The following is a 22,700-nucleotide window of genomic DNA, read 5'->3' on the forward strand; positions in this document are numbered from 1 at the left end:
AAAGTTACAAATTAATTCGTATTGCTGTTTCTTCCCGTAATTTCGTTATTATTTAGCCTTTAATTTGGTCTAAAAATTCATTTCGTCTATAGCGTGAAACTGGGATTTGCTGGGTTCCTACAATGACGTAACCTTCTTTCAAATATTTTGAAATATAATTTAAATTGACCATATGAGATTTATGGACTTGAAAGAAGTCTTTGCCTTCAAATAATTTGACGAAATGACCGATATTTTGTGAACTAAGAATCGGCTTACGATCTTTTATGAAAATTTTAGTATAGCCATCAACTCCTTCACATCTTATGATGTGATTTAGCTCCAAAAACTCTAGACCTTCTTGAGTAGGAATTATTACTTTTCTGTCTTGGAATCTAGTTATTCGAAAATTATCAAGCAACTGTTGATTTCTATATTTTGCGTTTTTTTCTTCAATATTATCTAAGGCTTTACCAACAGTATCAATAAGCTCATCATTATCAATTGGTTTTACCAAATACCCTATAGCGCAATGCTGTATGGCTTCTATTGCATACTCATCAAACCCGGTAGCGAAAATTATTTCAAACGCTATGCGATCGAGTTGTTGAAGCATTTCAAATCCGTTCATCTCTGGCATTGCGACATCCAAAAAAACTAGATCAACCTCATTATTTTTTAAATAGGAAATTGCATTTTGTGGATTCTGAAATGTTTTCACCACTTTAATTTCCTTACAAAAGCGTTTAATTTTATGCTCCAAACTGGCGAGCGCCTTAGGCTCATCGTCAACTAATATCGTGTTTATTTTCATGAATCGTAATTAAGGTAACTATTACCCGGGTTCCCGATTTCCCATAGGTTTTAAGGTCCTCTATTGAATATGTGATGTTCCAGTCGTTGTTCTGTTGAAGCAATGTTAAACGTTCCTGCAACACCTCGGTACTATTGGATCGGTTTTTTCTGGTTCCATATTGTTGCATTTCTTTCGCCTTTTCAAGACCAATCCCATTATCTTGAATCGTTACCTTCAGTACATCCTTGTCGGGTTGGACAAATCGGATTTCAACTTTACCGGGACCGGATTTATGAAATATTCCGTGATTAATCGCATTCTCAATTATTGGCTGTAAAAGCATAGAGGGTATTGTAATAGTTTGAAGGTCGATAGTATCATCAATATAGATGGAATAGTTTAGTTTCTCTTCAAAGCGCAATTTTTCAATTTCCAAATAGTTGGTTATTAGCGCCACCTCTTCTGATAAGAGCAACGTTTGTTTCCTGGAAAATTCAAAAAACTGACGGATAAGTTTAGAAAAACGAGAGAGGTATTTTTCAGACAAGGCTACTTCATTTCGTTGTACAAAGTATTGAATCGCATTTAGGGAATTATGGACAAAATGTGGATTCATTTGTGACCGTAACGCTTGCAATTCCAAAGTTACCAATCGCTTCGCCCGCTCCGATTTTCGTTGTTCCCGACTTTTCGCAATATTATAGAGGTAAAAACCCGTAGTTCCTAGCAGTAATAAGGCTATGCAAATTCCAATTGTTTTTGCAAGGTCCGTTTGCCACCATTGCGGTATAATAGTAAGATATATACTTTTCGAATTCCAATTTTCATGCTGATCTATAGCTTTAACCTCTAAGGCATACTGTCCTGGTGCGAGTGAAGGAAAGGTTATTGTCTTAGAATGTGTTTTTTCGAATTCATTTTGGCTTGGAAGTAAACGATAGGAATAGTGTATGTTTTGTTGATTCGAGAAATTTATGGCCCCAAAAGATACCGATATATTAGAATGATTAGTAGATAGATACTGCAATGTATCTTTTGCTTCTTTAAAGTATAGCACTGGTTTTTTTGTATGAGCCGTACTTTTAAGGTCAATCGCTGATAGTCCTAAATCGGTTGCAGCGAACAATGTACTATCCTTGAGTGCCAAATCATTGATATTCCTATCTAACAATCCATCTGCTTGATAATAGGAGTGCACAATTTTAGATTTATTGGGTGAAGGATCAATTTTAAGTACTTTCACTCCTTTTTGGGTCGCCAACCATAAGAAGTTGCCCTTCAGCACCATATTGTTAACTGAAAGTCCTTGCGTAGCTGGAATACTATATAATTCTCCCCCTTCCAATACCTCAACACCAAATCCGTCGGTACCTAAATAAAGTTGGGTGTTTCGTTGAACGGATGAAAGGTATGGAATAGGCCTATTCTTATTGGCCTCCGAAATTTTAGAAACGGTATCGTCTTTTATTAAGTGGAGGCCATCGCTAGCCAAAATTAAAATACTATCATATACTACAGAAAATCTTACCCCTCCCTTCATTTTTTTAAGAGCCTGATATTTACCTGATGATTTTACAGTGCCCATTGCAATTAAATCATGAGTTAAAATATATTTCTTCTGATTGTTCGTTACAAAATCATGCATCGCTAATTTCGAGTCAGGAGATGATCTATAGAATTGCTTTTCTTCTTCAAAAACGAATTCTCTTGGAATAGGGTGCCGTTCGGCGTTACTACCTTCGGCTGCGAGCAAATAAAGGCCGTGTTCTTTGGTTTTTCGAATGTTATAAATATTGCCTTGGCCAATCAGCATTGTCGGTCTAAATGCACCTTTATCGTAATAATGGAGTGGCTCATTAAGTATTCCTGCATATAGGGTGTCGTCGAATATTTCAAGTTTCTGGACTTTTTTGTTTTGAAAATAGTACTTCGTATTCAAAATGTTTGAGGGAATCAATTGTACACCATTCGATAGACTGGCCATCCAAAGGTTACCATCTCGGTCTAGTATGGCGCGGTTATATTTTGATAGTGAAGGGAAATAAATTGTTGTATGCAATGTGAAGTCATGCCCATACACTTGAATACTGTCACCATTCTTCCATTGAATTTGACTGTCATTTGCCCAAACGAACTGTTTATGTCGGTTCAGTTTTCCCTTATAGGGTATGATACGGGTATTTGCTGTCTTTAAATTGACCAGTAGGAGTGATTCTTCTTGAATTCTCCAATAGGTATTGCCATACACCCCGAATGGATATTGAATGATTTTTCCGCTACTTGAAAAATTTTCAATCTTAATTTCATGATTTTTGACCGGTTGGCGATTCTCAGATATCGTATAAATTGAAAATCCAGACGTCTCTCTTTTAAGGATAAGCGTATCGCTAATAAAAAAAGCATCATCGTCATCGACCCCAAGCAGTCCATCAGTATGGTTGCTTTTCCATATTTGGTTTCTTAAAAAATGGGAGGTGCCTGAAATATAGTTTACAGTAGTATCTAAAACTGCCAATCCTCCAGGGCTAATGGTTTTATTATGCTCTATAGGAAAGCTATAAATACTATCATTTTCAATATATCCTTGACGATTGCTTTTTGCGGCATACCATATTTTACCATCAGGGGTGCTTTCAAGTTTCCACGTATCGTTATTGGGCAGTCCTTGCTGTACGGTAAAGGTAGAAAAGGAATCACCGTCATATTTAGTGATTCCTTTACTAGTGGCCATCCAGATAAATCCATCCTTATCTTGAACGATATCGTACACAGTATTGGATGGCAATCCATTTGTGGTAGAATAATAATACTGTTGTTGTCCATATACCATCATTGAAACCAGCAAGAACATCAATTTACCAAAATGCAGCATTTAGGAAAAGTAATTAAAAATTGGGAGCCGCTATATGTGAATGCTCTAAATTTATGCAATCAGATGCCAGTATGTCCTCCATAAAAATCAAACAATTATCATAACTATTTACATATACATGTTCTTCACGATAGCATCTTAAACAGCTTAAGGCTTCCACATTGAATACATATTCAGTTCCATTTAATTATTCAATAAGTAGTTTTAAAACTTGGCTTGGTCCTTCACCTAAAATCCGAACAAAATATACACCTGCCGAAAGCTTATGAACATTTATTTTACCATTGGAATATGGGCCTTTTTGTATTTCCCTACCTTCCATAGAATAGATAATATACGAGGTGATCTCCGATTCACTCTGTATGCTAACATAATTTGAAGCAGGGTTTGGATACAATACGATACTTGTTCTCGGATTTTCCTGATGGTCTGTACTCAACCCCACGCTTGTTCCCGTTCCTCTACAGCCGCAATCTTGGTCATAGTAGAAAAATTCTTGGTTACAAGGATTGTAACTAATAGCAATAGGACAGTCGGGGTTAACAAACGAAACAATACGTGTAATAATCCAATCACAGGCCATTATAGAATTGCTGCCTGGATCATCAGAAAAGCCAAATTGGTTTATCACCCCAGCAGTATTGACATCGGGTAATGTACCATTGGTAACGGCACCATTGTTCTCATGAAAATACATTCTTGCCCCACCAAATGTTGGGCCCGGCAACAAGGGGTCGCTAATAAATACATCTAGATCTCCATCGCAATCGGCATCGTATATTTCAGGGGTGTGATAGCTGCCACTATTATCTGGCAAAAAGGGGTTGGTAATGGTAGCTCCGTTATAGTTTTGTGACCCTGTTAGACCAAAATAAGGTGCAGTGCTGCTATTTAAATTTTCAAAGTAAGCAGTACCGTTAAGAGAACCTGTTTGATTACTAATCAAAATATCATGCAATCCGTCATTGTTCAGGTCTCCAACCGCTATTAAATCTTCTTCACTAAAACTATAGTCAGTGACGCCATTCACAAAAAGGGGCGCTGTGCTTGGGAATGTACCATTCCCATTATTTATAAACAACCATATTCCGGCTGTTCCCGCATTGTTAACTCCAGAAACTAGAATGTCGTTGAATCCATCACCTGTCCAATCTATTAATCGATAGCTATAAGAGTAAAAGTCAGGACCAAATGCGCTATACCCAGGAACACTATATGAGGGGGTGGTGCCAGGCCCTGCAATGTTTTCTAATATAAATAACTCGTCATTGGTTTTAGTATAAAGTATGTCTATGTCGCCATCATTGTCTACATCTCCATACTCCTTATCTTTTCCTGAGAAAGGATTTGTATTGAGTTCATTTTTAACCGTTGTAGAAAGCAGTGTAGGAGTAGCATTTGTAAAAGGGTCGAGTTGTAAGCATGCGGCCGTGTTGCTAAAGGTACCTGATGCGAAAGTTGGCAATCCTAATCTGGAGAGTGTACCTCCTGCGAGAACAATTGCGTTATTCGAAAAAGTAGCTGGATAAGTGGAGATATTTGTAATTTGAGCTAATCGATTCGTATTCATTTCAGCAGCATAAATACTCGATCCGTCTGGAGCTAGTTGTAAGGCACCGCCCCTGGCTCCCAAATTCGATCCTAATTGAATAGGAGCGGGTATGGATGAGATAGTACTTATATCATATTGCCATACTCTTTTCAAGAAGTAATCGGTAACAAATAAATAATTATCGTTAGGGGAGAATTCAATACCATAGGCACCTCCTGTGGTATCCGTAAGCGCACTAATGAAAGATGTGACAGTTCCCGAAGTAGGATTGAATGAATACAGATCAATTTCCCTACTGCAATACAATTGTGCAACAGCCAAAACAGTTCCGGCATTATTGAATTTAATTTGCCCACAATCATTGCCATCAGTACTACATTGCGTACCGTTCGGAGCAGGAGCATTGGCCTGGCTGGAAACAAATACATTTGGCGAACTAGAAACCCCTGAACAAGTTACACCCCAGGTATATAGCTCTGCAAAAGCTGTTGAAGAGTTTTCCTTAGTTGAAGTTACCCAAACATCCTGTCCATTTGAATGTAACGTTGCTGCAATTTTTTCAGAAGCCCCAGCAAGGAGTAAAGTTTCGGAGCCCTGGACTACGTCGCCTAAACCACCATTAAGACACATATCCACTTCATAATAATACAATCCGGGTGAATTCAGACGAGCACCAGCCGTAAAAATGTAATATAAATCTGGGTTACACGGATTGGCCACTACTAATGAGGAATGGGTACTGCTTGAATCTCCTTTAAGCCCTGTGCCATTTGGCATTACATTCGTTGTTCTATCGTAAACCGTTTGTCCATCGGTATAGAATAGTAAATTTCCGCCGGCATCCGCCACCGAGGAACAACCTTCCCCAGTATTTAGATTCCCAGTCGAAACTGTTAGTGGAGTAGAATTGAAATTTATATAAGTATTCTGCCCAAAAAACCAATGATTTTTTTCGTTTTGGGAATTGAGAATCGTTGTGCTAAATAATAGAATGCTAAATAAAAGAAGTTTGCTTTTCATCACTGACAGTCATTTGGTTAGAGTTTTTTCAAATGTGTTGATTTGAAAAGTGCTAAACAAGATTGAATTCATCAACAGACAAGTTGAAGCAAGTACTGGGTAATTTTAACACATAAACGGTGTCGTGCACTCACAAGTAAGAAGTTTCCGAGAAAAATCTATCCAAAAACCCTAGTCGAGTTTATATTTCTCAAGCATAGCATAGGTTTCGGCTATGTAGGTATAAAAATCGGAAGAAAAAGTACTCCCTTTTATTTTTTCGCCGCGATGATGTCCTAAACGAACGATTATTAAATCGTCTTCAGGGATGGTTATTACGTACTGCCCTAAAATTCCACGCATAACGAAGATTTCCTTCTCCATAAAATCGCTTAACCAGAAGCCATATCCGTATTGTGGACTTTCCTCAAAACGAGGTTTGATGCTCTTGGTTACAAACGTGGAGTCCAACAGTTGTTTTCCATTCCAATTACCATGATCCTTATACAATTTTCCAAAACGAGCAAAATCGCGAGCGTTGCTACCGATACAGCAATACGCCTTCACCAGTTTATGGTCGGCATCATCTACTTGCCAAATAGCTTCATTAGCAGCGCCCATCGGTTTCCAAAAGCTTTCCGATAAATAATCTGACAGCGGTTTCCCAACAGCTTTTTGAACCACCATGGCTAACAATTGTGTATTTCCACTAAGGTATTTAAATTTCTCTCCCGGTGTTTCTGTCACCTTCAACCCTAACATTGTTTCTGCAAGATCATCATCATAATAAGCACGTGCCGTAATACCGAACGGATTGGTGTAGGATTCATCCCAATTTAAACCACTCGCCATGGAGGATAAATCGCCAACGGATAGCCGGTCATCAAATTCTGGAAAGAAATCGGCGACTGGTTGCTCGAGGCTTTCAATATGTCCTTCTTGAACGGCCTTTCCAAGTAAGACAGAAACAATACTCTTCGCCATCGAAAACGAATTTGTTTTGGAATTGGCATCGAAGCCATCGTAGTATTCTTCAAACCAGACGCTATCGTTCTTAATAATCAAAAAGGCAATAGTGCCTAACTGATCGTTTGTTTCAGCCAACGCAGCAGTGACATTAGCTTTGTTATAGTCTTTATGCTTCGGCCACGGTTTCGGATTCGCGGCATTTGCGATGGTATCGGTTTCAAAATATTCAAAATCATCGATAAAGGCCGTGGTATGACCAGTCAGGTAAACAACTCGAATGCCTTTCCAGATATAGTTGTAGTCTAAAAGGTAAGAGAGAAGCACTGCTAGCAGTACAATTCCTAAAATCCAGCTAAAAAACTTTTTCATATGTATGAATCAAATAAAGTTCCTTGCATAACGGGGCTTTCATGCTCCAACAACCATTTCTTTCGGTGTAAACCACCCGCATAGCCGGTTAGGGAGCCATCGCTTCCAATGATACGGTGACAAGGAATGACAATTGCAATCGGGTTTTTACCATTGGCCGAAGCTGCCGCCCGTATCACTTTGGGGTCGCCCAATCGATTGGCTATTTCCTGATAGGAAACTGTTTTCCCATAGGAAACATTTTTCAATTCATTCCATACTTTTTGCTGAAAGGAAGTTCCTTTCGGTGCTAATGGCAAATTGAAGTTTTTCCGCCTACCATCGAAATAGGCTTCCAATTGTTGTATTGCAGTCTCCATCACATCATTCGAGGAATGCTCCTCGCCGGGCTTTTCAACAAATTGAATCGTTCTAATCGCCGCATCTTCAACAACTATTTTCAATATTCCGACGGGTGATTTTATGTATGAAATAGGCATATTCAAATGTACTTGAAATAGACTTTGATTCCACTTTTAATCAAATTTTAGGTGAAATATTTGATAATTAGAAGTTTATAACTAGTTTTACAGGCCCCAATTTTGACAACTAACCTATGAATGTAAAATCTCTCCTACCGATTTTATGTTTGTTTTACAGCTTCACTGCGTGGTCGCAGGACCCAACCACCGCACAAGTGGACAGTCTAGAAGTGCTGCTTAAACAAGCAAAAAAACATTATTACGATTACGATTATGGTGAAGCCATTCGGGACTGTTCCAAGATTCTGGAATTGGCAGAAAAAAATGGTCTAACGTATTATTCCTTTCGTGGGTACAACGAGCTAGGGCTTATCCATTATTCGGTGAAGGATACTGCCAAAGGACGATTTTACTATGAAAAAGCATTACAGGAAGCAGAAAGAAGCCAAGTAGATAGTCTATTGTCATGGGCCTATAACGATTTGGCCAATGTGTATTCAGAGGATATCCGAAATCAGGCAAAAGTTATCGCGATGTACGAAAAAGCCATCGCTATTAACAAACGTATTACCGACGATGATTATGAGAACCTCGTTCAATACATCAACCTTGCTTGGACCTATTTAGACGCAAAAAAACCAAAGAAGGCAGAATCCTATTTGGTTAGGGCTAAAGCACTTTCAAAACAAAAAAAACAACACGAGCTTTTAACGCTTAACCTAGACATTCTTTTTGCACGCTTCTACTATTATTCCTTCGATACTGCTGAAAAAGTTATTGAAGCATTCAAGAAAGCCGCTGAAACCGCGGTAGAAAAAAACTATTTAGAACAAGCTTCTACAGCTTACAAATACCTAGCAAAAGCTTATGAGCGCGATAGTAAGTTTGTTGCCGCCAACCAAAGTTTGCGAAAACAGGCTGAAATCGATAACCAATTACACCAGATTGAAAAGGAAACCCAATTATTGGAAGCCAGTGCCAAGTTCGATTTAGAACGGTATGAAGATGATTTGGCCGCCGCAGAAAGGGAAAAGGAATACGCAGCTGCTTTGGTCGATAAAACCGAATGGGCCACTAAAATCTTTATCGTTGCCTCTCTGGTTTTCCTTACGGCACTTATCCTTATCGTCATTTTAGCACGCAATAGAAAGCAATACATCAAACAGCTGCATGAGAAAAACGAACAGCTAACTGCTGCTAAAGTGAAGGCAGAGGAGCTTTCAAAATTGAAAACCCAATTTTTTTCCACCATTAGTCATGAGATTCGTACGCCTTTGTATGGTGTTATCGGACTCTCCTCTATTTTGTTGGAAGATCGCTCCTTATCGTCACATAGAGAAGAATTGACATCCCTCAAATTTTCGGCCGATTATCTCCTAGCGCTGATCAATGATGTATTATTGATGAACAAAATGGAATCGGGCAGTATCGAACTGGAAGAGAACCCTTTTTCACTCCGAACCCTAATTTCAAACATTACAAAATCGTTCGCTTTTGGTTTGGAACAAAATCATAACACGCTAGAGGTATCTGTAAGTGAAAATGTCCCTGACAAACTACTAGGCGATTCCATCCGATTGTCGCAAATATTGATGAATTTGGTCGGAAATGCGGTCAAATTCAATGAAAATGGTACCATTTGGATCGAAATTGAAAGTATTGGCGATGCCTCCGGTCGAGGTATACCCATTCAGTTTAGTGTGAAGGATGATGGCGTTGGTATTCCTGAAGACAAACAAGAAGCCATTTTTGAAGAATTCTCCCAAGGGGAAAGTCAGAACCTAAACTATCAAGGAACCGGCCTTGGACTACCGATTGTCAAAAAATTATTGGCCTTGTATAAAAGCTCGATTGCGTTGGAAAGTACCCCGGGAAAAGGTTCAACGTTCCGGTTTACCCTTCACTTAAAACAAGACCCGAATTATCAGCATACGATTTCAGAACAACTAGAAAATTCCGTTCGACCCTTGCATACCGAAGAAGGTGCACATATCTTGATTGTGGACGATAATAAAATCAATCAAAAAATCACGCAAAAAATCTTGGAATCGAAAGGGTTTACCTGTAGTTTGGCGGATGACGGAGCTATCGCAATCGATCTTTGTAAAAGCTATAACTATAATTTAATCCTTATGGATATCCATATGCCGGAAATTAATGGCTTGGATGCCACGAAAACAATTCGAAAATTCAATCAGACCACACCAATTGTTGCCCTAACAGCTGTTGAGGCAAATGAAATTAGAAATGAAATCGAATTGGTAGGAATGAACGATATCATTTTGAAACCGTATGATGTCTCGCAATTCTTAAATACGATTCTACGCAACCTTAATCGACTTCACACGACAAAAGCTATTTAGTTTTCAGGTGAAGAGCTGGTGTCGTCTTCTTCTGAAGTCTTTTTTACCTTAGCTTCGGGCTCTTGAAGTTTTATGCCCATACGTTTTGCGCGTCGCTCCCAGTTTTTACGGGCCTGCTTCTGCATATCCTCGATGGCATCGCTTTCGTCCATGATCTCCAACCCGAGAAGGGTCTCAATAATATCTTCCATGGTGACGATTCCCGTGGTGTTTCCAAATTCATCTACTACCAGTGCAATATGCGCTCGCTGATTGATAAACGTATCAAATAAGCTAGGAATTGGGGTGTTATCCTCGACAACGAAGATTTCACGTTTTAGGTCACTTAGCTGCTTTTCGCCACGATCTTCAACAATTTCCTCTAAAATATCATCGCGAAGCACGAAACCCGTAATATTATTCTGTTTCTCTTTATAAATTGGAATCCGCGAAAAGCGAAGATTTTTATGTTCTTCATGAAATTGAGTCAGCACCATTTCTTCGTCTTCACTCGTTACCACGGCATACGGCGTCATCACGTTTTTAGCCGTAACCGATTTAAAAATCAGTAGGTTTTTAATAACGGCGCTTTCACTTTCCTCGAAAACCCCTTCTTCCTCGGCGGCATCGGTAATCGCAATAAATTCTTCACGGCTCATCGTACTTACATGCGCACTTTTCCCTATCAATTTGGTGGTAAGCATCAAAAGCCATAGGATTCCAGTATACTTCAACGGAAAGATAATAATCTTTAAAAAGCGGGCGGTAAAGTTGCCTAGCGACTTCCAATAAGTAGCGCCGATGGTCTTCGGAATGATTTCAGAAACAATTAAAATCAAAACCGTCATAATAGCCGAAACAATTCCCACCATACCTCCGGAGGGCCATACTTTTTCGGCCTGAACCCCTACTAATATTGCACCTACGGTATGGGCAATAGTGTTAAGGGTAAGGATAGCGATTAACGGCCGATCGATATCTTTTTTGAAATTGGCTAAGGTAAGGGCATAGCTTTTCCCTTCCTGCCGCTTCATTTTAATATATGTTGGTGTAAAACTTAACAGCGCTGCTTCCAGAACTGAACATAGAAATGAAAAGAAAATGGAAATAAGCGCATAGAGTATCAGTAAGGTCATGCCGACGATAAAAGTTTCGACTAAATTAAAGATTTTAGTAAGAATACCATCAAAAGGGTTTGTTAATAGCAAAAAAGGGAGCATTTTATTTGCTCCCTTTGTTTTATGACACCTTGAGTTTATTCACCATCTTTTGCCATTCCTGGGCCCGATGCAAACAAACCTTCGCATCGATAAAGGGCGTGTCCTCTTCCCTTTCGTTGTATAGCAGTAGTTCATGATGCTCTTTTGGATTGTCTACATCCAGCTGAATGCATTCAATCTCGTTAGGTTTCGCATTTCGAACTGAGATTTCACAATTTTGAAGCTGCGTAAGATCCACCAACTTGAAATCGCTTTTTTTGTTCGAAACATTATTGTTGAAGAGCAATTGCTTTTTCTCTGCATCCAATCCCAGCGCAACATTTCCGATGATTTCAAGATTTGAGAACGTAAGCTGTTGCCCGTTTCCAAAGGATTTCATCCGTTTTAGGGTTTTCCGTTCGCTGCTAGAACCGTTTATAATTATATATATGATGGGAAGAAAGAATAATAAGGCGATTCCCAAGCCGATAAACATTGAATAGGTATCCATTGTCGTGATTTTTTAAGTTGAAATAATGAAATAGGGGATATCCGTTCCTAAAAGGGGATATCAAAAAACTAAAATGTCACGAAAGGAATTACCAAAAGGCGTGAAAGGGATACATACGAACCATCAGTCGATGTTGAATATCAAAGGCTCGACGTAACGAATAAGAATGGGTTGCCTCCTTTGAAGCAATCTTTGAAAGACGTATAGTTGTGAAGGAAACATTCGAAAACGGCAAAGGCTCAAACTCCAAACCTTCCGAAAGCTGCGGAGCCACTTCTTCAACTACCGCAACTGCCGTGAAATGCTGCTGCGAACTAAATTGGTCTTCATCGCTACTAGGAACTTTTGAAACCGGTAGTGCCCAACTGCTCTGAAAGACCGTAAGGGCAACGACCAGGATCGAAAAGAAAACCTTGAATGTTTGTGTTTGCTTCACCTAGCAAATGTAAGTGGGAATTACGATATGTGATGCTAAAAAAAGAATAATTTTCTACCAACCCGAATATGGTGGCGGTTCAATGCCGTTGAGGTTTAGGTAAACGATCAACTGCCCACGATGGTGGGTAACATGGTCCTGCAGTAGGTTTAAAATTTGAAGCTTACTTTTTGCACCGGCAAAGAAATCGACCGTTTTTAAAAATTCGGTTTCAGGTGTTTGCTGAAGTATGGTTGAAACACTATCGAACGAATCTTTAAGTTGGGAAATCAATATTTTTTTTGAAACCGTCTTTTCTGAAGTTTCTCTTTTATATTCTTTTTGGGTGAAGTAGGTGGTGCTTAACCATTCCATATTTCCCTTTATGTGAAGTAGTTGTTCCTGAAACGTCATTTGCCGTTCCGTTGGCTTAAAACTGAAGTGTTCTTCGGGCATAGCTTCCACAATGGCGATAAGATATTCCTTGGAGTGTTCCCACTTCTCTAAAAAAGCTTCTTTTACTGAAGCTTGCTGCGCAATGGCGACCATCGGTAGTAAAAACAAACAAAACAATGCCTTTTTCATAGGGTTACATGATTAGCTTCACCACATCCTTTGCAAAATAGCTGGCAATAATATCAGCACCTGCCCTTTTGATGGCGGTTACCTGCTCCATCATCACCGCATTATGGTCGAGCCATCCTTTTTCTGCTGCGGCCTTCAACATTGCATATTCACCACTAACCTGATACACCGCTACGGGCACATCAACCGCATTACGCACATCGCGGACAATATCTAAATAACAAAGGCCTGGCTTCACCATTACGATATCGGCGCCTTCCTGTACATCCATAAGTGTTTCACGAATGGCTTCCTTCCGATTGGCAGGGTCCATTTGGTAGGTTTGCTTATCCTTTGGAATATCCTGCTGATCGACCGGAGCACTGTCCAACGCATCGCGAAACGGACCATAAAAAGCAGACGCATACTTCGCGCTATAGCTCATAATTCCCGTATCATGGAAACCTTCATCCTCCAAAAGGCTTCGAATTTCAAAAATACGTCCGTCCATCATATCGCTGGGCGCTACGAAATCGGCCCCGGCCTTTGCGTGAGAAAGCGCCATTTCAGCAAGAATGGCATTGGTATCGTCGTTTACGATACTGCCTTCGGACACTATTCCGTCATGCCCATACACCGAATACGGGTCTAGGGCCACATCGGTCATAATCAGCATTTCAGGTACGGTTTCCTTCACTGTTTTGATAGCACGTTGCATCAACCCTTCAGTGTTTAAGGCTTCTGTTCCACTATTGTCCTTTAGGTTATCCGGTACTTTCACAAATAATAACACCGACTTCAATCCAAGGCTCCATAATTCCTTCACCTCTTTCTTCAGCAAATCCAAACTGTAGCGATAGTAGTTCGGCATGGAAGTGATTTCTTCCTTCACTCCAGAACCTTCCACTACAAAAAGTGGTACTAGAAAATCGTTGGGTGAAATATGGGTTTGTCGCACCAAGCTTCTAATGGCATCTGATTGTCGTAGTCTTCTATTTCGTCGTAGTGGATACATGTAGCTATTTTTTGAAGCATTATCGGCGTCGCAGTATTGATTGCAACGTCTTTCGTTCGCCTCGATATATGATATACAAAAATACCAATAATAACGGTGCTCCGAAGATAAGTCGACTATCAAAAGCATAAAATGATAACGCTGCGAACCCTATGGCCAATAATAGGTAGCCACCAATTGTTGCAATTTTGTACGGCACCGCATAATACCGTTGGCCATAAAAGTAGGAGAGCAGCATCATACTTCCGTAGGCTGCCAATGTTGCAATCGCTGAACCCAAGTAGCTTAAGATCGGAATTAGCAGAAAGTTTAGTCCGAGTGTTATCATGGCACCCACAACGGAAATAATCGCTCCGAAATGTGTCCGATCCGTGATCTTGTACCAGACCGATAGGTTATGGTAGATTCCCAGACAAAGATTGGCAAGAAGAATTATCGGAACGATGGAAAGCGCCTCCCAATACGCACTATCGGGTATTAGTATTTGTTTGAAAACATCAATAAATACAATTACGGTAAGAAGGATAAGGCTTCCAAAAATGCTGAAGTACTTGGTAATGGTTGCATAGGTTTGCTTGGCATTTTCGCTTCCGGCATGATTGAAAAAGAAGGGCTCTATTCCCAATCGAAATGCGGTGGCAAAAAGCGTCATAAAAACCCCTAATTTATAACAGGCCGCATACACTCCAACTTCCGATTCGGCGATGTGTGGTGGAAGTAAATATTTCAATAGTATTTTGTCAAACGCTTCATTGATTGAAAAGGCGATTCCCGCAATCAAAATCGGCATGGCATATCGTAGCATTCCTTTCCATAGTTTGGCATGAAAACCGATCCCAATTTTTTGATAAATGGGTAAGAGCATCAACAATGTTAGGCCGCTTGCAATGATGTTGGCGATGAATACATAAGCAACCTTTTGCTCGTTTAACCAAATGGAGCTCCAAAACGAATCGGGATTGGCTTCTGCCAGATGGGGCAACCAAAGAAAGAAAAATAGGTTGAACCCAAGATTGATGATGACATTCAATATTTTAATGATGGCATAGCGCATCGGTCGCTCATGAATCCGAAACCAAGCGAAAGGGATCACCGCCAAGGCGTCCAATGCCAAAATGATAAGACCATAGAGCACATATTCCGGCCGAAAGTCGAGCCATGCACCAATATTTTCAGAAAAAGGAAGTGTGAGTGCAAGAAACAGAATGGTTGTAACAAGCAGTGAAAATAAGGCTGTCTTTTGTACCGCAGCTTCCTCACCTGGATGTTTGTTTACGAATCGGAAAAAGGCAGTCTCCATTCCGTAGGAAAGCAGCACATTCCCTAAAATCAAAAACGCCATCAAAGACGCATAAACGCCGTATTGGGATGTTCCAAGTACAGAAACATACAAGGGCACTAAAATGATGCCTAACGCACGTGGCAATACGGTTGCCAGGCCATATATGGCTGTTTGTTTGAATAGTTTTTGGAAAATGCTCAAGCGAGATAATTTTTCGCTTCAAAAATAAGGATAATATTTCCTAGTTATCGTCTTTCGGCGCACCAGGATATGCCAAGGTTTCCTTTCGCTCTAGGGAAGCGACTTTATAATAGTGTTGCGTACCATTTTGGGTGAAAGAAATAACGGCTTGGTTATCCTCCAATTCGAAAGGAACTTTTTGTGGTGGGGTGTTCTGCGACTCTTTCACGGAATCGGCGTCCATTACCATATCCGACTTCGAATTCTTTTTGAAATGTGCTTCATAACGAATGCGATGTCTCGGTGACGTATTTAACGGTTGTGCCTTACCCTGAAAGTAAAGTTGCTGAAATACCACACCTTCTTCCACAGAAGCAAAGGTGATGTATACATCGGTTCCCGAACCACCTTCCGGAACACCTGCTACCCAATTCTGATAGTAGGCTTCACCGATTTCAAAAGGTGGATTTGACGTGAGTTCCATAGTGTTCTGACTGCTACCACAATTGGAAAAGCTAAGTAATACTAAGCTGATAAGTACAATGGTAATTTTATTTCGAAACATAACATTCTTTTTAGTGAAGATACATAAATTATATTCGATATGCGACGCCAAGAAATCCTGTTGGACCTTGAGCTGCGGTTACATTTAAGGTCACATTCTTTGCATCGAAATAAGGAATAAGCATACGGAACGACCAGTTCTCATTAAAATGATATTGGCCTCCAACCCCAATTGTGAAAATTGTCAAAGCACTGTTTTGGATTTGGTTTCGAGTGAAATCCTCAAATCCGAAGCCATAGCCCAGTTGTACAAATACATCGAACCGTTCTTTATTAAATGCATAATATTGAAGCGTTGGAATAATCCCATAACCGTTAGCGGTGACATCGTTATCATTTTTAAATACTGTGTTGTTAGAGGTGAAAAAACTGATTCCAGCTGAAAACTTGTTGGCAACAAAAAATTCTGAAGTCAATAAGCCAATGGCGCCAAGATTATTGGATCCTATAGTAGTGACAAGTGGCGCAGCCTGAACCGAAAGGGTAATATCACCTTTAGCATTTTGAGCGATTAGACTAGTGAATGAAAATGCAGTAATGCAAATGGCTGTTAAGAGATATTTCATATTTGAAAATGTTAGTTAGTGTGAAAGCTATAACAAAAAGCATTCCCAATTAAAAAAGCCTTTGAGGATTTCTCCCAAAAGGCTTTTTATACTTAAATAATATGGTTGTATTATCCTGCCAAGGCTTCGGCACCACCAACGATCTCTAGGATCTCTCCGGTAATGGCTGCCTGACGGGCTTTGTTGTATTCCAATGTAAGATCGGCTTTCAATTCCGCGGCGTTATCGGTTGCTTTGTGCATGGCGGTCATACGCGCACCATGTTCAGAGGCAACACTATCGCGAATCGCTTTAAACAATTGTGTTTTTAAGCTTTTTGGAATCAATTCCTTAACGATTTCAGCCTTATTTGGTTCAAAAATGTAATCGGCAGTAGCGTTTTGCACTTCTGTCTCGTCCATTTTCGGTGGCATAATCGGAAGAAACTGTTCGTTCATCACGATTTGTGTAGCGGCATTTTTAAACTTGTTGTATAACAATACGATCTTATCGTAAGAACCGTCATCAAATTTCTCCATCAACATTTCAGCGATAGCTGATACCGCATCAAACTGAAGATCGTCATAAATATCACTTTCATTTGCGATAACGTTTCCGCTTCGCTTCAACAAGTCGTTTGCCTTCTTTCCGATGGCAACATAATGCACCTCTTTTCCTGCAAAGGTTTCATTTGCCGTGCGTCGAGCTTCCTTGATGATATTACTATTAAAAGCTCCAGCCAATCCGCGGTTAGAGGTAATGGCTACGACAAGTACTTTGTTTACTTCGCGTTGCTCTGCAAACTTACTACCGCTATCGGCATCCAAGGTTGCGCTTAAGTTTTGAAGTAGTTCGGTAAGCTTATCGGCATACGGACGCATTGCAGTAATGGCATCCTGCGCCTTCTTCAACTTAGCAGCAGACACCATTTTCATGGCACTGGTAATCTGCATGGTTGATCCAACCGATGTGATTCTACTTCGTATTTCCTTTAAATTCGCCATCTTTTCAAGTTATGAGTTACGAGTTAAGAGTTAAGAATTCTTAATTATTGAAACAAGAATTCTAATTAACTCATCACACTTCTCTTTCAAATTGTCAGGAACCTCTCGACAAGTGGCCTCTATTAAGTCTAGCCAATATGCTGTTTCATCAGCTTCTTTTAGAGCAATTCCAAATTTATTTTTAAAATCTTTGGTGCTAACACCTCTTTGAGCTTCTCTTACATTAGCTCCGATGCTTGTACCACTTCTAATTAATTGTTTTGCTAGCTCAAATTCCTTATTCTCTTTCAGTATCCTAGCAAATTCAACTATTTTAACTGCGAATTCAAAGCTTTTGATCCGGATTGGACTGTTTTTCAAATCTCCCATCACTCATCACTCTGAACTCACAACTCTGAACTTATTTATATTTCGCTGAAAGATCTTTCGCTACTGCGGTTAGGGTATCGGTAACCTCATCGGTTAGTTTCCCAGCTTTCAACGTGTCTAGGGTGTCGCGATGCTTCGCATTCAACAATTCAAGATAATCTCTCTCAAATTCACGTACTTTCTCAACAGGTACGTCACGCAACAAGTTTTTAGAACCAGCATAAATAATGGCTACCTGATCTTCAACCGTAAATGGATCGTTTTGTGCCTGCTTAAGGATTTCAACGTTACGCTTCCCTTTTTCAATTACGTTCATCGTCGCTGCATCAAGGTCGGAACCGAATTTCGCAAACGCTTCCAATTCACGGAACTGCGCCTGGTCAAGCTTCAAGGTACCGGCAACTTTCTTCATCGACTTAATCTGCGCCGAACCACCTACACGAGATACCGAGATACCTACGTTAATCGCTGGACGAACACCAGAGTTAAACAAATCACTTTCCAAGAAAATCTGACCATCTGTAATCGAAATTACGTTGGTTGGAATATACGCGGAAACGTCACCTGCCTGTGTTTCAATAATCGGAAGGGCCGTAAGCGATCCTCCACCTTTCACAATACCTTTCAACGATTCTGGAAGGTCGTTCATCTTCGCTGCAATCTGGTCATCATTGATCACTTTTGCAGAACGCTCTAGTAAGCGAGAGTGAAGGTAGAAAACGTCACCTGGATATGCCTCACGTCCCGGTGGACGACGAAGCAACAGGGATACCTCACGATAGGCAACCGCTTGCTTAGAAAGGTCATCATATACGATTAATGCTGGACGTCCTGTATCACGGAAGTACTCACCAATAGCTGCTCCTGCGAAAGGCGCATATACCTGCATCGGTGCTGGATCACTGGCATTTGCCGCTACAATAGTCGTATAAGCCAATGCTCCGTTTTCTTCCAATACACGTGCGATGTTTGCTACGGTAGAGGCTTTCTGACCGATTGCAACGTAGATACAATAAACAGGCTCGCCTGCATCATAAAATTCTTTTTGGTTCAAAATGGTATCGATACAGACCGTTGTTTTACCCGTCTGACGGTCACCAATTACCAATTCCCGTTGGCCTCGACCTACTGGGATCATGGCATCGATAGACTTGATACCTGTTTGAAGTGGCTCATTTACCGGCTGACGGTAAATTACACCTGGTGCTTTACGCTCCAATGGCATTTCGTAGGTTTCACCTGCAATTGCTCCTTTACCATCGATAGGCTGTCCAAGAGTGTTAACCACACGTCCAGTAATTCCTTCACCTACCTTGATAGAGGCAATACGCTGTGTACGTTTTACGGTAGCACCTTCTAGGATTTCCTTTGAAGGTCCAAGTAATACAACCCCTACGTTATCTTCTTCCAAGTTAAGAACGATTCCTTCAAGGCCGTTCTCAAATTCTACCAATTCACCGTATTGTGCATTGGCCAAACCGTATACACGGGCAATACCGTCACCTACGGTCAACACGGTTCCTACTTCATCAAGTGAAGCGGATGCTTCAAAACCTGAAAGTTGTTCCTTTAAAATTGCTGAAACTTCAGCTGGTTTTACTTCTGCCATTTTTATTTAGGTTTGAGGTGTGCGGCTTTCGCCTTCACCCTAATTTAATGTGAATTCTCGTTTAATTCTATTCAACTTGTTTGCGATGCTAGCGTTATACTGTAAATCGCCAACACGCAGGATGAATCCACCGATGATGGATGCATCGACTGTATTATGAAGCGTAACGTTATCGCTTCCCGTCAATTCCTTTACTTTCGCTAAAACTTTCTTCTCGATATCGGAAGAAATAGGCACCGCGGTAACGACTTTTGCTACCTGAACGCCTTGGGCTTCATTGTATAGGTTAATGTAGCTTTTTGCTACTTCTCCGAGCAGGGCGGTACGTTCGTTCTTCACTAACAATTGAATCAAATTCTTAGTGGTATCGCTCTGGTTGCTGAAAATTTTCAACAAGGCCTGCTTTTTGTCGTCAGCCTTAATAATCGGGCTGTTCAACACATTGCGAAGCTCCTTGCTTTCTTCCAGTGTACCATGGATAGATTGCATATCGCCAAACAGCAAGTTTTCGGAATTCGATTCCGCTGCTTGCTGTAAAACTGCTTTCGCATATCTTTGTGCTGCTCTATTACTCATGGAATGCTTAGTTTAATTTGGCATCGTCCAACATGGAGTCTACCAATTGCAATTGCTCTTTCTCTGAAGAAAGTTCTTTCTTTACGACCTTCTCTGCAATTTGAACTGAAAGTTCGGCAACATGGCTTTTCAATTCTGCCATGGCCGCTTTCTTTTCGCTTTCGATAGCAGATTGCGCCTGTGTGATCATTTTATTCGCTTCCGCTTGTGCTTCTTCCTTGGCATCGGCAATCATTTTTGCCTTTACCTCGCGAGCTTCCTTCATCATCGTATCGCGCTCGGCACGTGCTTCTTTCAGCAACTTATCGTTGTCTGCCTGAAGGTTCTCCATCTCGCGACGCGCATCCTCTGCAGAGGCCAATGCATCCTTAATGCCTTGTTCGCGTTCGTTAACAGCGTTTAGGATGGGTCTCCATGCATACTTCCGTAGTAAGAAAAGCAACAACAGAAATAAGATAATTTGCCAGATAAACAAGCCAAAAGAAAAGTCGTTTACTAATTTTTCCATATCTATTAAATGAGTCCTTCTGGAATAAGGACGTTTATGCTTTGTTTAATTTTAACCTGCCGAGCCGAAACCCGGCAGGCTGTTTTGTAGCCGTTCGAAACAACCAACCGTTGCAACGAACGTCCGTTAGGATAGGTTATCCAGCGAAAATCGCGGCGAAACCAATACCTTCAATAAGGGCAGCAGCAATAAGCATGGCAGTTTGAATCTTACCGTATGCTTCAGGCTGACGAGCGATAGCTTCCATCGCTTTTCCACCGATCATACCGATACCGATACCAGCACCGATAACCGCTAAACCTGCTCCAATAATAGTTGGGATTTCCATAAAAAAATATTTAAAAATTAAACATTCAATAATTTGTTCTTACAAGTGCGATACTTCTCCTTCGTGCTCTTCTGCATGGTCGTGCGACTCGCTAGCGAAACCGAAATATAGGGCCGCCAACATGGTGAAGATATACGCTTGTAAGAGTGCCACCAATACCTCGATTAGGGAGATGGCAAAGGAAAGGCCGAACGATAACGGACCGCCGATCCAGCTTTTGAAAATAAATATCAGTCCGATCAAACTCATCAATACCACGTGACCCGCTGTCATGTTCGCATACAAACGAATCAAAAGGGCGAATGGCTTAATGAACATTCCCAAAATTTCAATTGGGACCAAAATGATATAGATAAAAATCTTACCGATCCAAGGCATTCCGTCGCCTAATGGATCAAAAATGTGTTTCCAGTAATCCTTGGTTCCAGTAAAATTGGTCAGTAGGAATACCAAGATCGCCAAGGCAGTGGTTACGGCAATGTTTCCGGTAACGTTCACCCCTAGTGGCGTAAGCCCAAACATATTCAAAAACCAAATAAAGAAAAAGATGGTTAATAGGAAGGGCATGTATCGTTTGTATTTCTCTTCACCGATATTCGCAATCGCAATATCGTCGCGGATATAGATTACGATAGGTTCAAAGAAACGACCGATTCCTGAGGCGATGCCTTCATTCTTACGATAGCTACTTGCTAGACCTCGGAATAAAAGCAACAATAGGATTCCCGTTACAATCATCATCACAACACTTTTGGTGATGGAAAAGTCTAACGGACGTGCGTTTGTAGGATGGTCGGGATGCTCAGGGTCATAGTTAAGTGTTCCTGATGCATCAGTTCTGTATATTTTACTGTGATAAAGCGTGTAGTAATTTCCGTTGGATTCTACCACTTCTTCTCCGTGATGAAATTCTGAAGACATAAAGGTATGCAACCCATCGTCCCAAATAATCACGGGAAGCGGAAAGCCTACGTGATGTTTTTCGCCGTCATCACCTGTATAAGAGAATAGATTGAAATCATGCGAATCCTGCAGGTGATGGTCTATATATTCCTTGATTTCGGTCTTTGTATCCTTTTTACCTTCTCCCTCGGGAGCTTCCTTAACGGTTGCCATCGCCGAAAATGTCATCGTAAAGGCAAAAAGGGCTAGTAATGTCTTGAGAGTCTTTCCTTGCATACCGAACATTGTAATAGTGTCCTTAAAAATCGGTGCAAAAATACGGTTATTCCCCTAAACCCAAAAACAAATTTCCCTGTTTTTTTAGACGGATTTTAAATCCCCTCTTCTGTCTTTTCTGAAGGGTCATACGATTGATTGTTAAGCTGTTTCGAAAGGAAGGTTACTTCCACGATCAAACACATGGCATAGGGCACGAAAAAAGTAACGAATTCGATGGTTTCCATGGTGTCATCGGCATTGTATGATGGATAGAAAAGCAGAAAGAAAAGCAGAAATTTTACACCGCTTCCTATCATAAAGATAAAGCCTGTTTGTGCCGAGGTACTAGACAACCGATATTGTAGTACCCCTACTAACAGTATTCCGAACACCACATTTACGATATACGCCAGCACTATTTTATGCTGAAATAAGGGTAATTCTAATAAAAACAATACGGTAAGGTGAACGCCAAAAGTAACGGCTAACACCAAAAGCATGATGCCTGAAAAGCGAATCGTTTGCTGCATC

Annotated in this window: 22 protein-coding genes; 1 reads left to right on the forward strand and 21 read right to left on the reverse strand. The window is 40.6% G+C overall.

The genetic code is table 11. The features are described 5' to 3' along the window. Nucleotides 1–52 precede the first annotated feature (52 nt). The 5 genes from I4Q58_RS06440 to I4Q58_RS06460 form a co-directional block, all read right to left on the reverse strand. Nucleotides 53–793, reverse strand: a complete 741-nt coding sequence (locus I4Q58_RS06440) for a LytR/AlgR family response regulator transcription factor (RefSeq protein WP_203294986.1) — start codon at nt 791–793, stop codon at nt 53–55. Further along, nucleotides 768–3,647: a sensor histidine kinase gene (locus I4Q58_RS06445; RefSeq protein WP_203294988.1), complete on the reverse strand. Its 2,880-nt coding sequence runs from the start codon at nt 3,645–3,647 to the stop codon at nt 768–770. The genes I4Q58_RS06440 and I4Q58_RS06445 overlap by 26 nt, the downstream gene beginning before the upstream one ends. Nucleotides 3,648–3,834: 187 nt before the next feature. Then, nucleotides 3,835–6,219: a T9SS type A sorting domain-containing protein gene (locus tag I4Q58_RS06450; protein WP_203294990.1), complete on the reverse strand. Its 2,385-nt coding sequence runs from the start codon at nt 6,217–6,219 to the stop codon at nt 3,835–3,837. 171 nt (nt 6,220–6,390) lie between these two features. Continuing rightward, nucleotides 6,391–7,536, reverse strand: a complete 1,146-nt coding sequence (locus I4Q58_RS06455; RefSeq protein ID WP_203294992.1) for a serine hydrolase domain-containing protein — start codon at nt 7,534–7,536, stop codon at nt 6,391–6,393. Continuing rightward, nucleotides 7,533–8,015 carry a methylated-DNA--[protein]-cysteine S-methyltransferase gene (locus I4Q58_RS06460; protein WP_203294994.1) on the reverse strand — a complete coding sequence of 161 codons (483 nt, stop codon included), beginning with the start codon at nt 8,013–8,015 and terminating at the stop codon, nt 7,533–7,535. Before I4Q58_RS06460 ends, I4Q58_RS06455 begins: the two co-directional genes overlap by 4 nt. A 116-nt stretch (nt 8,016–8,131) precedes the next feature. Here I4Q58_RS06460 and I4Q58_RS06465 point away from each other — a divergent pair, with 116 nt between their 5' ends. Further along, nucleotides 8,132–10,360 (forward strand): tetratricopeptide repeat-containing hybrid sensor histidine kinase/response regulator, encoded by a 2,229-nt coding sequence (locus tag I4Q58_RS06465; RefSeq protein WP_203294996.1) that lies wholly within the window; start codon nt 8,132–8,134, stop codon nt 10,358–10,360. Here I4Q58_RS06465 and I4Q58_RS06470 read toward each other — a convergent pair. From I4Q58_RS06470 to I4Q58_RS06545, 16 genes are all read right to left on the reverse strand, one after another. Next, nucleotides 10,357–11,475: a CNNM domain-containing protein gene (locus I4Q58_RS06470; protein WP_203295565.1), complete on the reverse strand. Its 1,119-nt coding sequence runs from the start codon at nt 11,473–11,475 to the stop codon at nt 10,357–10,359. The genes I4Q58_RS06465 and I4Q58_RS06470 overlap by 4 nt on opposite strands. A gap of 103 nt (nt 11,476–11,578) precedes the next feature. Further along, complete coding sequence (locus I4Q58_RS06475; RefSeq protein ID WP_203294998.1) at nt 11,579–12,049, reverse strand: hypothetical protein; 471 nt, start codon at nt 12,047–12,049, stop codon at nt 11,579–11,581. 88 nt (nt 12,050–12,137) lie between these two features. Beyond that, nucleotides 12,138–12,485, reverse strand: a complete 348-nt coding sequence (locus I4Q58_RS06480) for a hypothetical protein (protein ID WP_203295000.1) — start codon at nt 12,483–12,485, stop codon at nt 12,138–12,140. 54 nt (nt 12,486–12,539) lie between these two features. Continuing rightward, the gene (locus tag I4Q58_RS06485; protein ID WP_203295002.1) at nt 12,540–13,049 is read right to left on the reverse strand and encodes a DinB family protein; all 510 of its coding nucleotides are present in this window, start codon (nt 13,047–13,049) and stop codon (nt 12,540–12,542) included. Between the two features lie 4 nt (nt 13,050–13,053). Beyond that, nucleotides 13,054–14,043 carry a porphobilinogen synthase gene (gene hemB, locus I4Q58_RS06490; protein ID WP_203295004.1) on the reverse strand — a complete coding sequence of 330 codons (990 nt, stop codon included), beginning with the start codon at nt 14,041–14,043 and terminating at the stop codon, nt 13,054–13,056. A gap of 19 nt (nt 14,044–14,062) precedes the next feature. Next, nucleotides 14,063–15,526: an oligosaccharide flippase family protein gene (locus tag I4Q58_RS06495; protein ID WP_203295006.1), complete on the reverse strand. Its 1,464-nt coding sequence runs from the start codon at nt 15,524–15,526 to the stop codon at nt 14,063–14,065. 40 nt (nt 15,527–15,566) lie between these two features. After that, on the reverse strand, nt 15,567–16,070 hold the full coding sequence (locus I4Q58_RS06500; RefSeq protein ID WP_203295008.1) for a hypothetical protein: 504 nt from the start codon (nt 16,068–16,070) through the stop codon (nt 15,567–15,569). 28 nt (nt 16,071–16,098) lie between these two features. Continuing rightward, nucleotides 16,099–16,635, reverse strand: a complete 537-nt coding sequence (locus I4Q58_RS06505) for an outer membrane beta-barrel protein (protein ID WP_203295010.1) — start codon at nt 16,633–16,635, stop codon at nt 16,099–16,101. 110 nt (nt 16,636–16,745) lie between these two features. After that, nucleotides 16,746–17,618, reverse strand: coding sequence for an ATP synthase F1 subunit gamma (gene atpG / locus I4Q58_RS06510; protein WP_203295013.1), 873 nt, complete (start codon nt 17,616–17,618; stop codon nt 16,746–16,748). A 30-nt stretch (nt 17,619–17,648) separates the two neighbouring features. Further along, nucleotides 17,649–17,987 carry a four helix bundle protein gene (locus I4Q58_RS06515; protein ID WP_203295015.1) on the reverse strand — a complete coding sequence of 113 codons (339 nt, stop codon included), beginning with the start codon at nt 17,985–17,987 and terminating at the stop codon, nt 17,649–17,651. Between the two features lie 31 nt (nt 17,988–18,018). After that, nucleotides 18,019–19,596 carry a F0F1 ATP synthase subunit alpha gene (gene atpA, locus I4Q58_RS06520; protein ID WP_203295017.1) on the reverse strand — a complete coding sequence of 526 codons (1,578 nt, stop codon included), beginning with the start codon at nt 19,594–19,596 and terminating at the stop codon, nt 18,019–18,021. Between the two features lie 39 nt (nt 19,597–19,635). Further along, nucleotides 19,636–20,172, reverse strand: coding sequence for an ATP synthase F1 subunit delta (gene atpH / locus I4Q58_RS06525; RefSeq protein WP_203295019.1), 537 nt, complete (start codon nt 20,170–20,172; stop codon nt 19,636–19,638). Between the two features lie 7 nt (nt 20,173–20,179). Further along, complete coding sequence (locus I4Q58_RS06530; RefSeq protein WP_203295021.1) at nt 20,180–20,680, reverse strand: F0F1 ATP synthase subunit B; 501 nt, start codon at nt 20,678–20,680, stop codon at nt 20,180–20,182. Between the two features lie 136 nt (nt 20,681–20,816). Next, complete coding sequence (gene atpE / locus I4Q58_RS06535; RefSeq protein WP_203295023.1) at nt 20,817–21,008, reverse strand: ATP synthase F0 subunit C; 192 nt, start codon at nt 21,006–21,008, stop codon at nt 20,817–20,819. 39 nt (nt 21,009–21,047) lie between these two features. After that, nucleotides 21,048–22,187: a F0F1 ATP synthase subunit A gene (atpB, locus tag I4Q58_RS06540; RefSeq protein WP_203295025.1), complete on the reverse strand. Its 1,140-nt coding sequence runs from the start codon at nt 22,185–22,187 to the stop codon at nt 21,048–21,050. Nucleotides 22,188–22,282: 95 nt separating this feature from the next. Beyond that, complete coding sequence (locus I4Q58_RS06545) at nt 22,283–22,699, reverse strand: hypothetical protein (protein ID WP_203295027.1); 417 nt, start codon at nt 22,697–22,699, stop codon at nt 22,283–22,285. Nucleotide 22,700: the final 1 nt, after the last annotated feature.

Source organism: Luteirhabdus pelagi, assembly GCF_016827595.1.
GTDB lineage: Bacteria > Bacteroidota > Bacteroidia > Flavobacteriales > Flavobacteriaceae > Luteirhabdus > Luteirhabdus pelagi.

Excerpts from the sequence above, each read along its gene's own strand:
- I4Q58_RS06450 (WP_203294990.1), bottom strand. The coding sequence starts at position 6,219 with ATGAAAAGCAAACTTCTTTTATTTAGCATTCTATTATTTAGCACAACG.
- I4Q58_RS06460 (WP_203294994.1), bottom strand. The coding sequence starts at position 8,015 with ATGCCTATTTCATACATAAAATCACCCGTCGGAATATTGAAAATAGTT.
- hemB (WP_203295004.1), bottom strand. The coding sequence starts at position 14,043 with ATGTATCCACTACGACGAAATAGAAGACTACGACAATCAGATGCCATT.
- atpE (WP_203295023.1), bottom strand. The coding sequence starts at position 21,008 with ATGGAAATCCCAACTATTATTGGAGCAGGTTTAGCGGTTATCGGTGCT.
- atpH (WP_203295019.1), bottom strand. The coding sequence starts at position 20,172 with ATGAGTAATAGAGCAGCACAAAGATATGCGAAAGCAGTTTTACAGCAA.
- I4Q58_RS06445 (WP_203294988.1), bottom strand. The coding sequence starts at position 3,647 with ATGCTGCATTTTGGTAAATTGATGTTCTTGCTGGTTTCAATGATGGTA.
- I4Q58_RS06515 (WP_203295015.1), bottom strand. The coding sequence starts at position 17,987 with ATGGGAGATTTGAAAAACAGTCCAATCCGGATCAAAAGCTTTGAATTC.
- I4Q58_RS06500 (WP_203295008.1), bottom strand. The coding sequence starts at position 16,070 with ATGTTTCGAAATAAAATTACCATTGTACTTATCAGCTTAGTATTACTT.
- I4Q58_RS06530 (WP_203295021.1), bottom strand. The coding sequence starts at position 20,680 with ATGGAAAAATTAGTAAACGACTTTTCTTTTGGCTTGTTTATCTGGCAA.
- atpG (WP_203295013.1), bottom strand. The coding sequence starts at position 17,618 with ATGGCGAATTTAAAGGAAATACGAAGTAGAATCACATCGGTTGGATCA.
- I4Q58_RS06440 (WP_203294986.1), bottom strand. The coding sequence starts at position 793 with ATGAAAATAAACACGATATTAGTTGACGATGAGCCTAAGGCGCTCGCC.
- atpA (WP_203295017.1), bottom strand. The coding sequence starts at position 19,596 with ATGGCAGAAGTAAAACCAGCTGAAGTTTCAGCAATTTTAAAGGAACAA.
- I4Q58_RS06475 (WP_203294998.1), bottom strand. The coding sequence starts at position 12,049 with ATGGATACCTATTCAATGTTTATCGGCTTGGGAATCGCCTTATTATTC.
- I4Q58_RS06545 (WP_203295027.1), bottom strand. The coding sequence starts at position 22,699 with ATGCAGCAAACGATTCGCTTTTCAGGCATCATGCTTTTGGTGTTAGCC.
- I4Q58_RS06465 (WP_203294996.1), top strand. The coding sequence starts at position 8,132 with ATGAATGTAAAATCTCTCCTACCGATTTTATGTTTGTTTTACAGCTTC.
- I4Q58_RS06485 (WP_203295002.1), bottom strand. The coding sequence starts at position 13,049 with ATGAAAAAGGCATTGTTTTGTTTGTTTTTACTACCGATGGTCGCCATT.
- I4Q58_RS06470 (WP_203295565.1), bottom strand. The coding sequence starts at position 11,475 with ATGACCTTACTGATACTCTATGCGCTTATTTCCATTTTCTTTTCATTT.
- I4Q58_RS06505 (WP_203295010.1), bottom strand. The coding sequence starts at position 16,635 with ATGAAATATCTCTTAACAGCCATTTGCATTACTGCATTTTCATTCACT.
- atpB (WP_203295025.1), bottom strand. The coding sequence starts at position 22,187 with ATGCAAGGAAAGACTCTCAAGACATTACTAGCCCTTTTTGCCTTTACG.
- I4Q58_RS06455 (WP_203294992.1), bottom strand. The coding sequence starts at position 7,536 with ATGAAAAAGTTTTTTAGCTGGATTTTAGGAATTGTACTGCTAGCAGTG.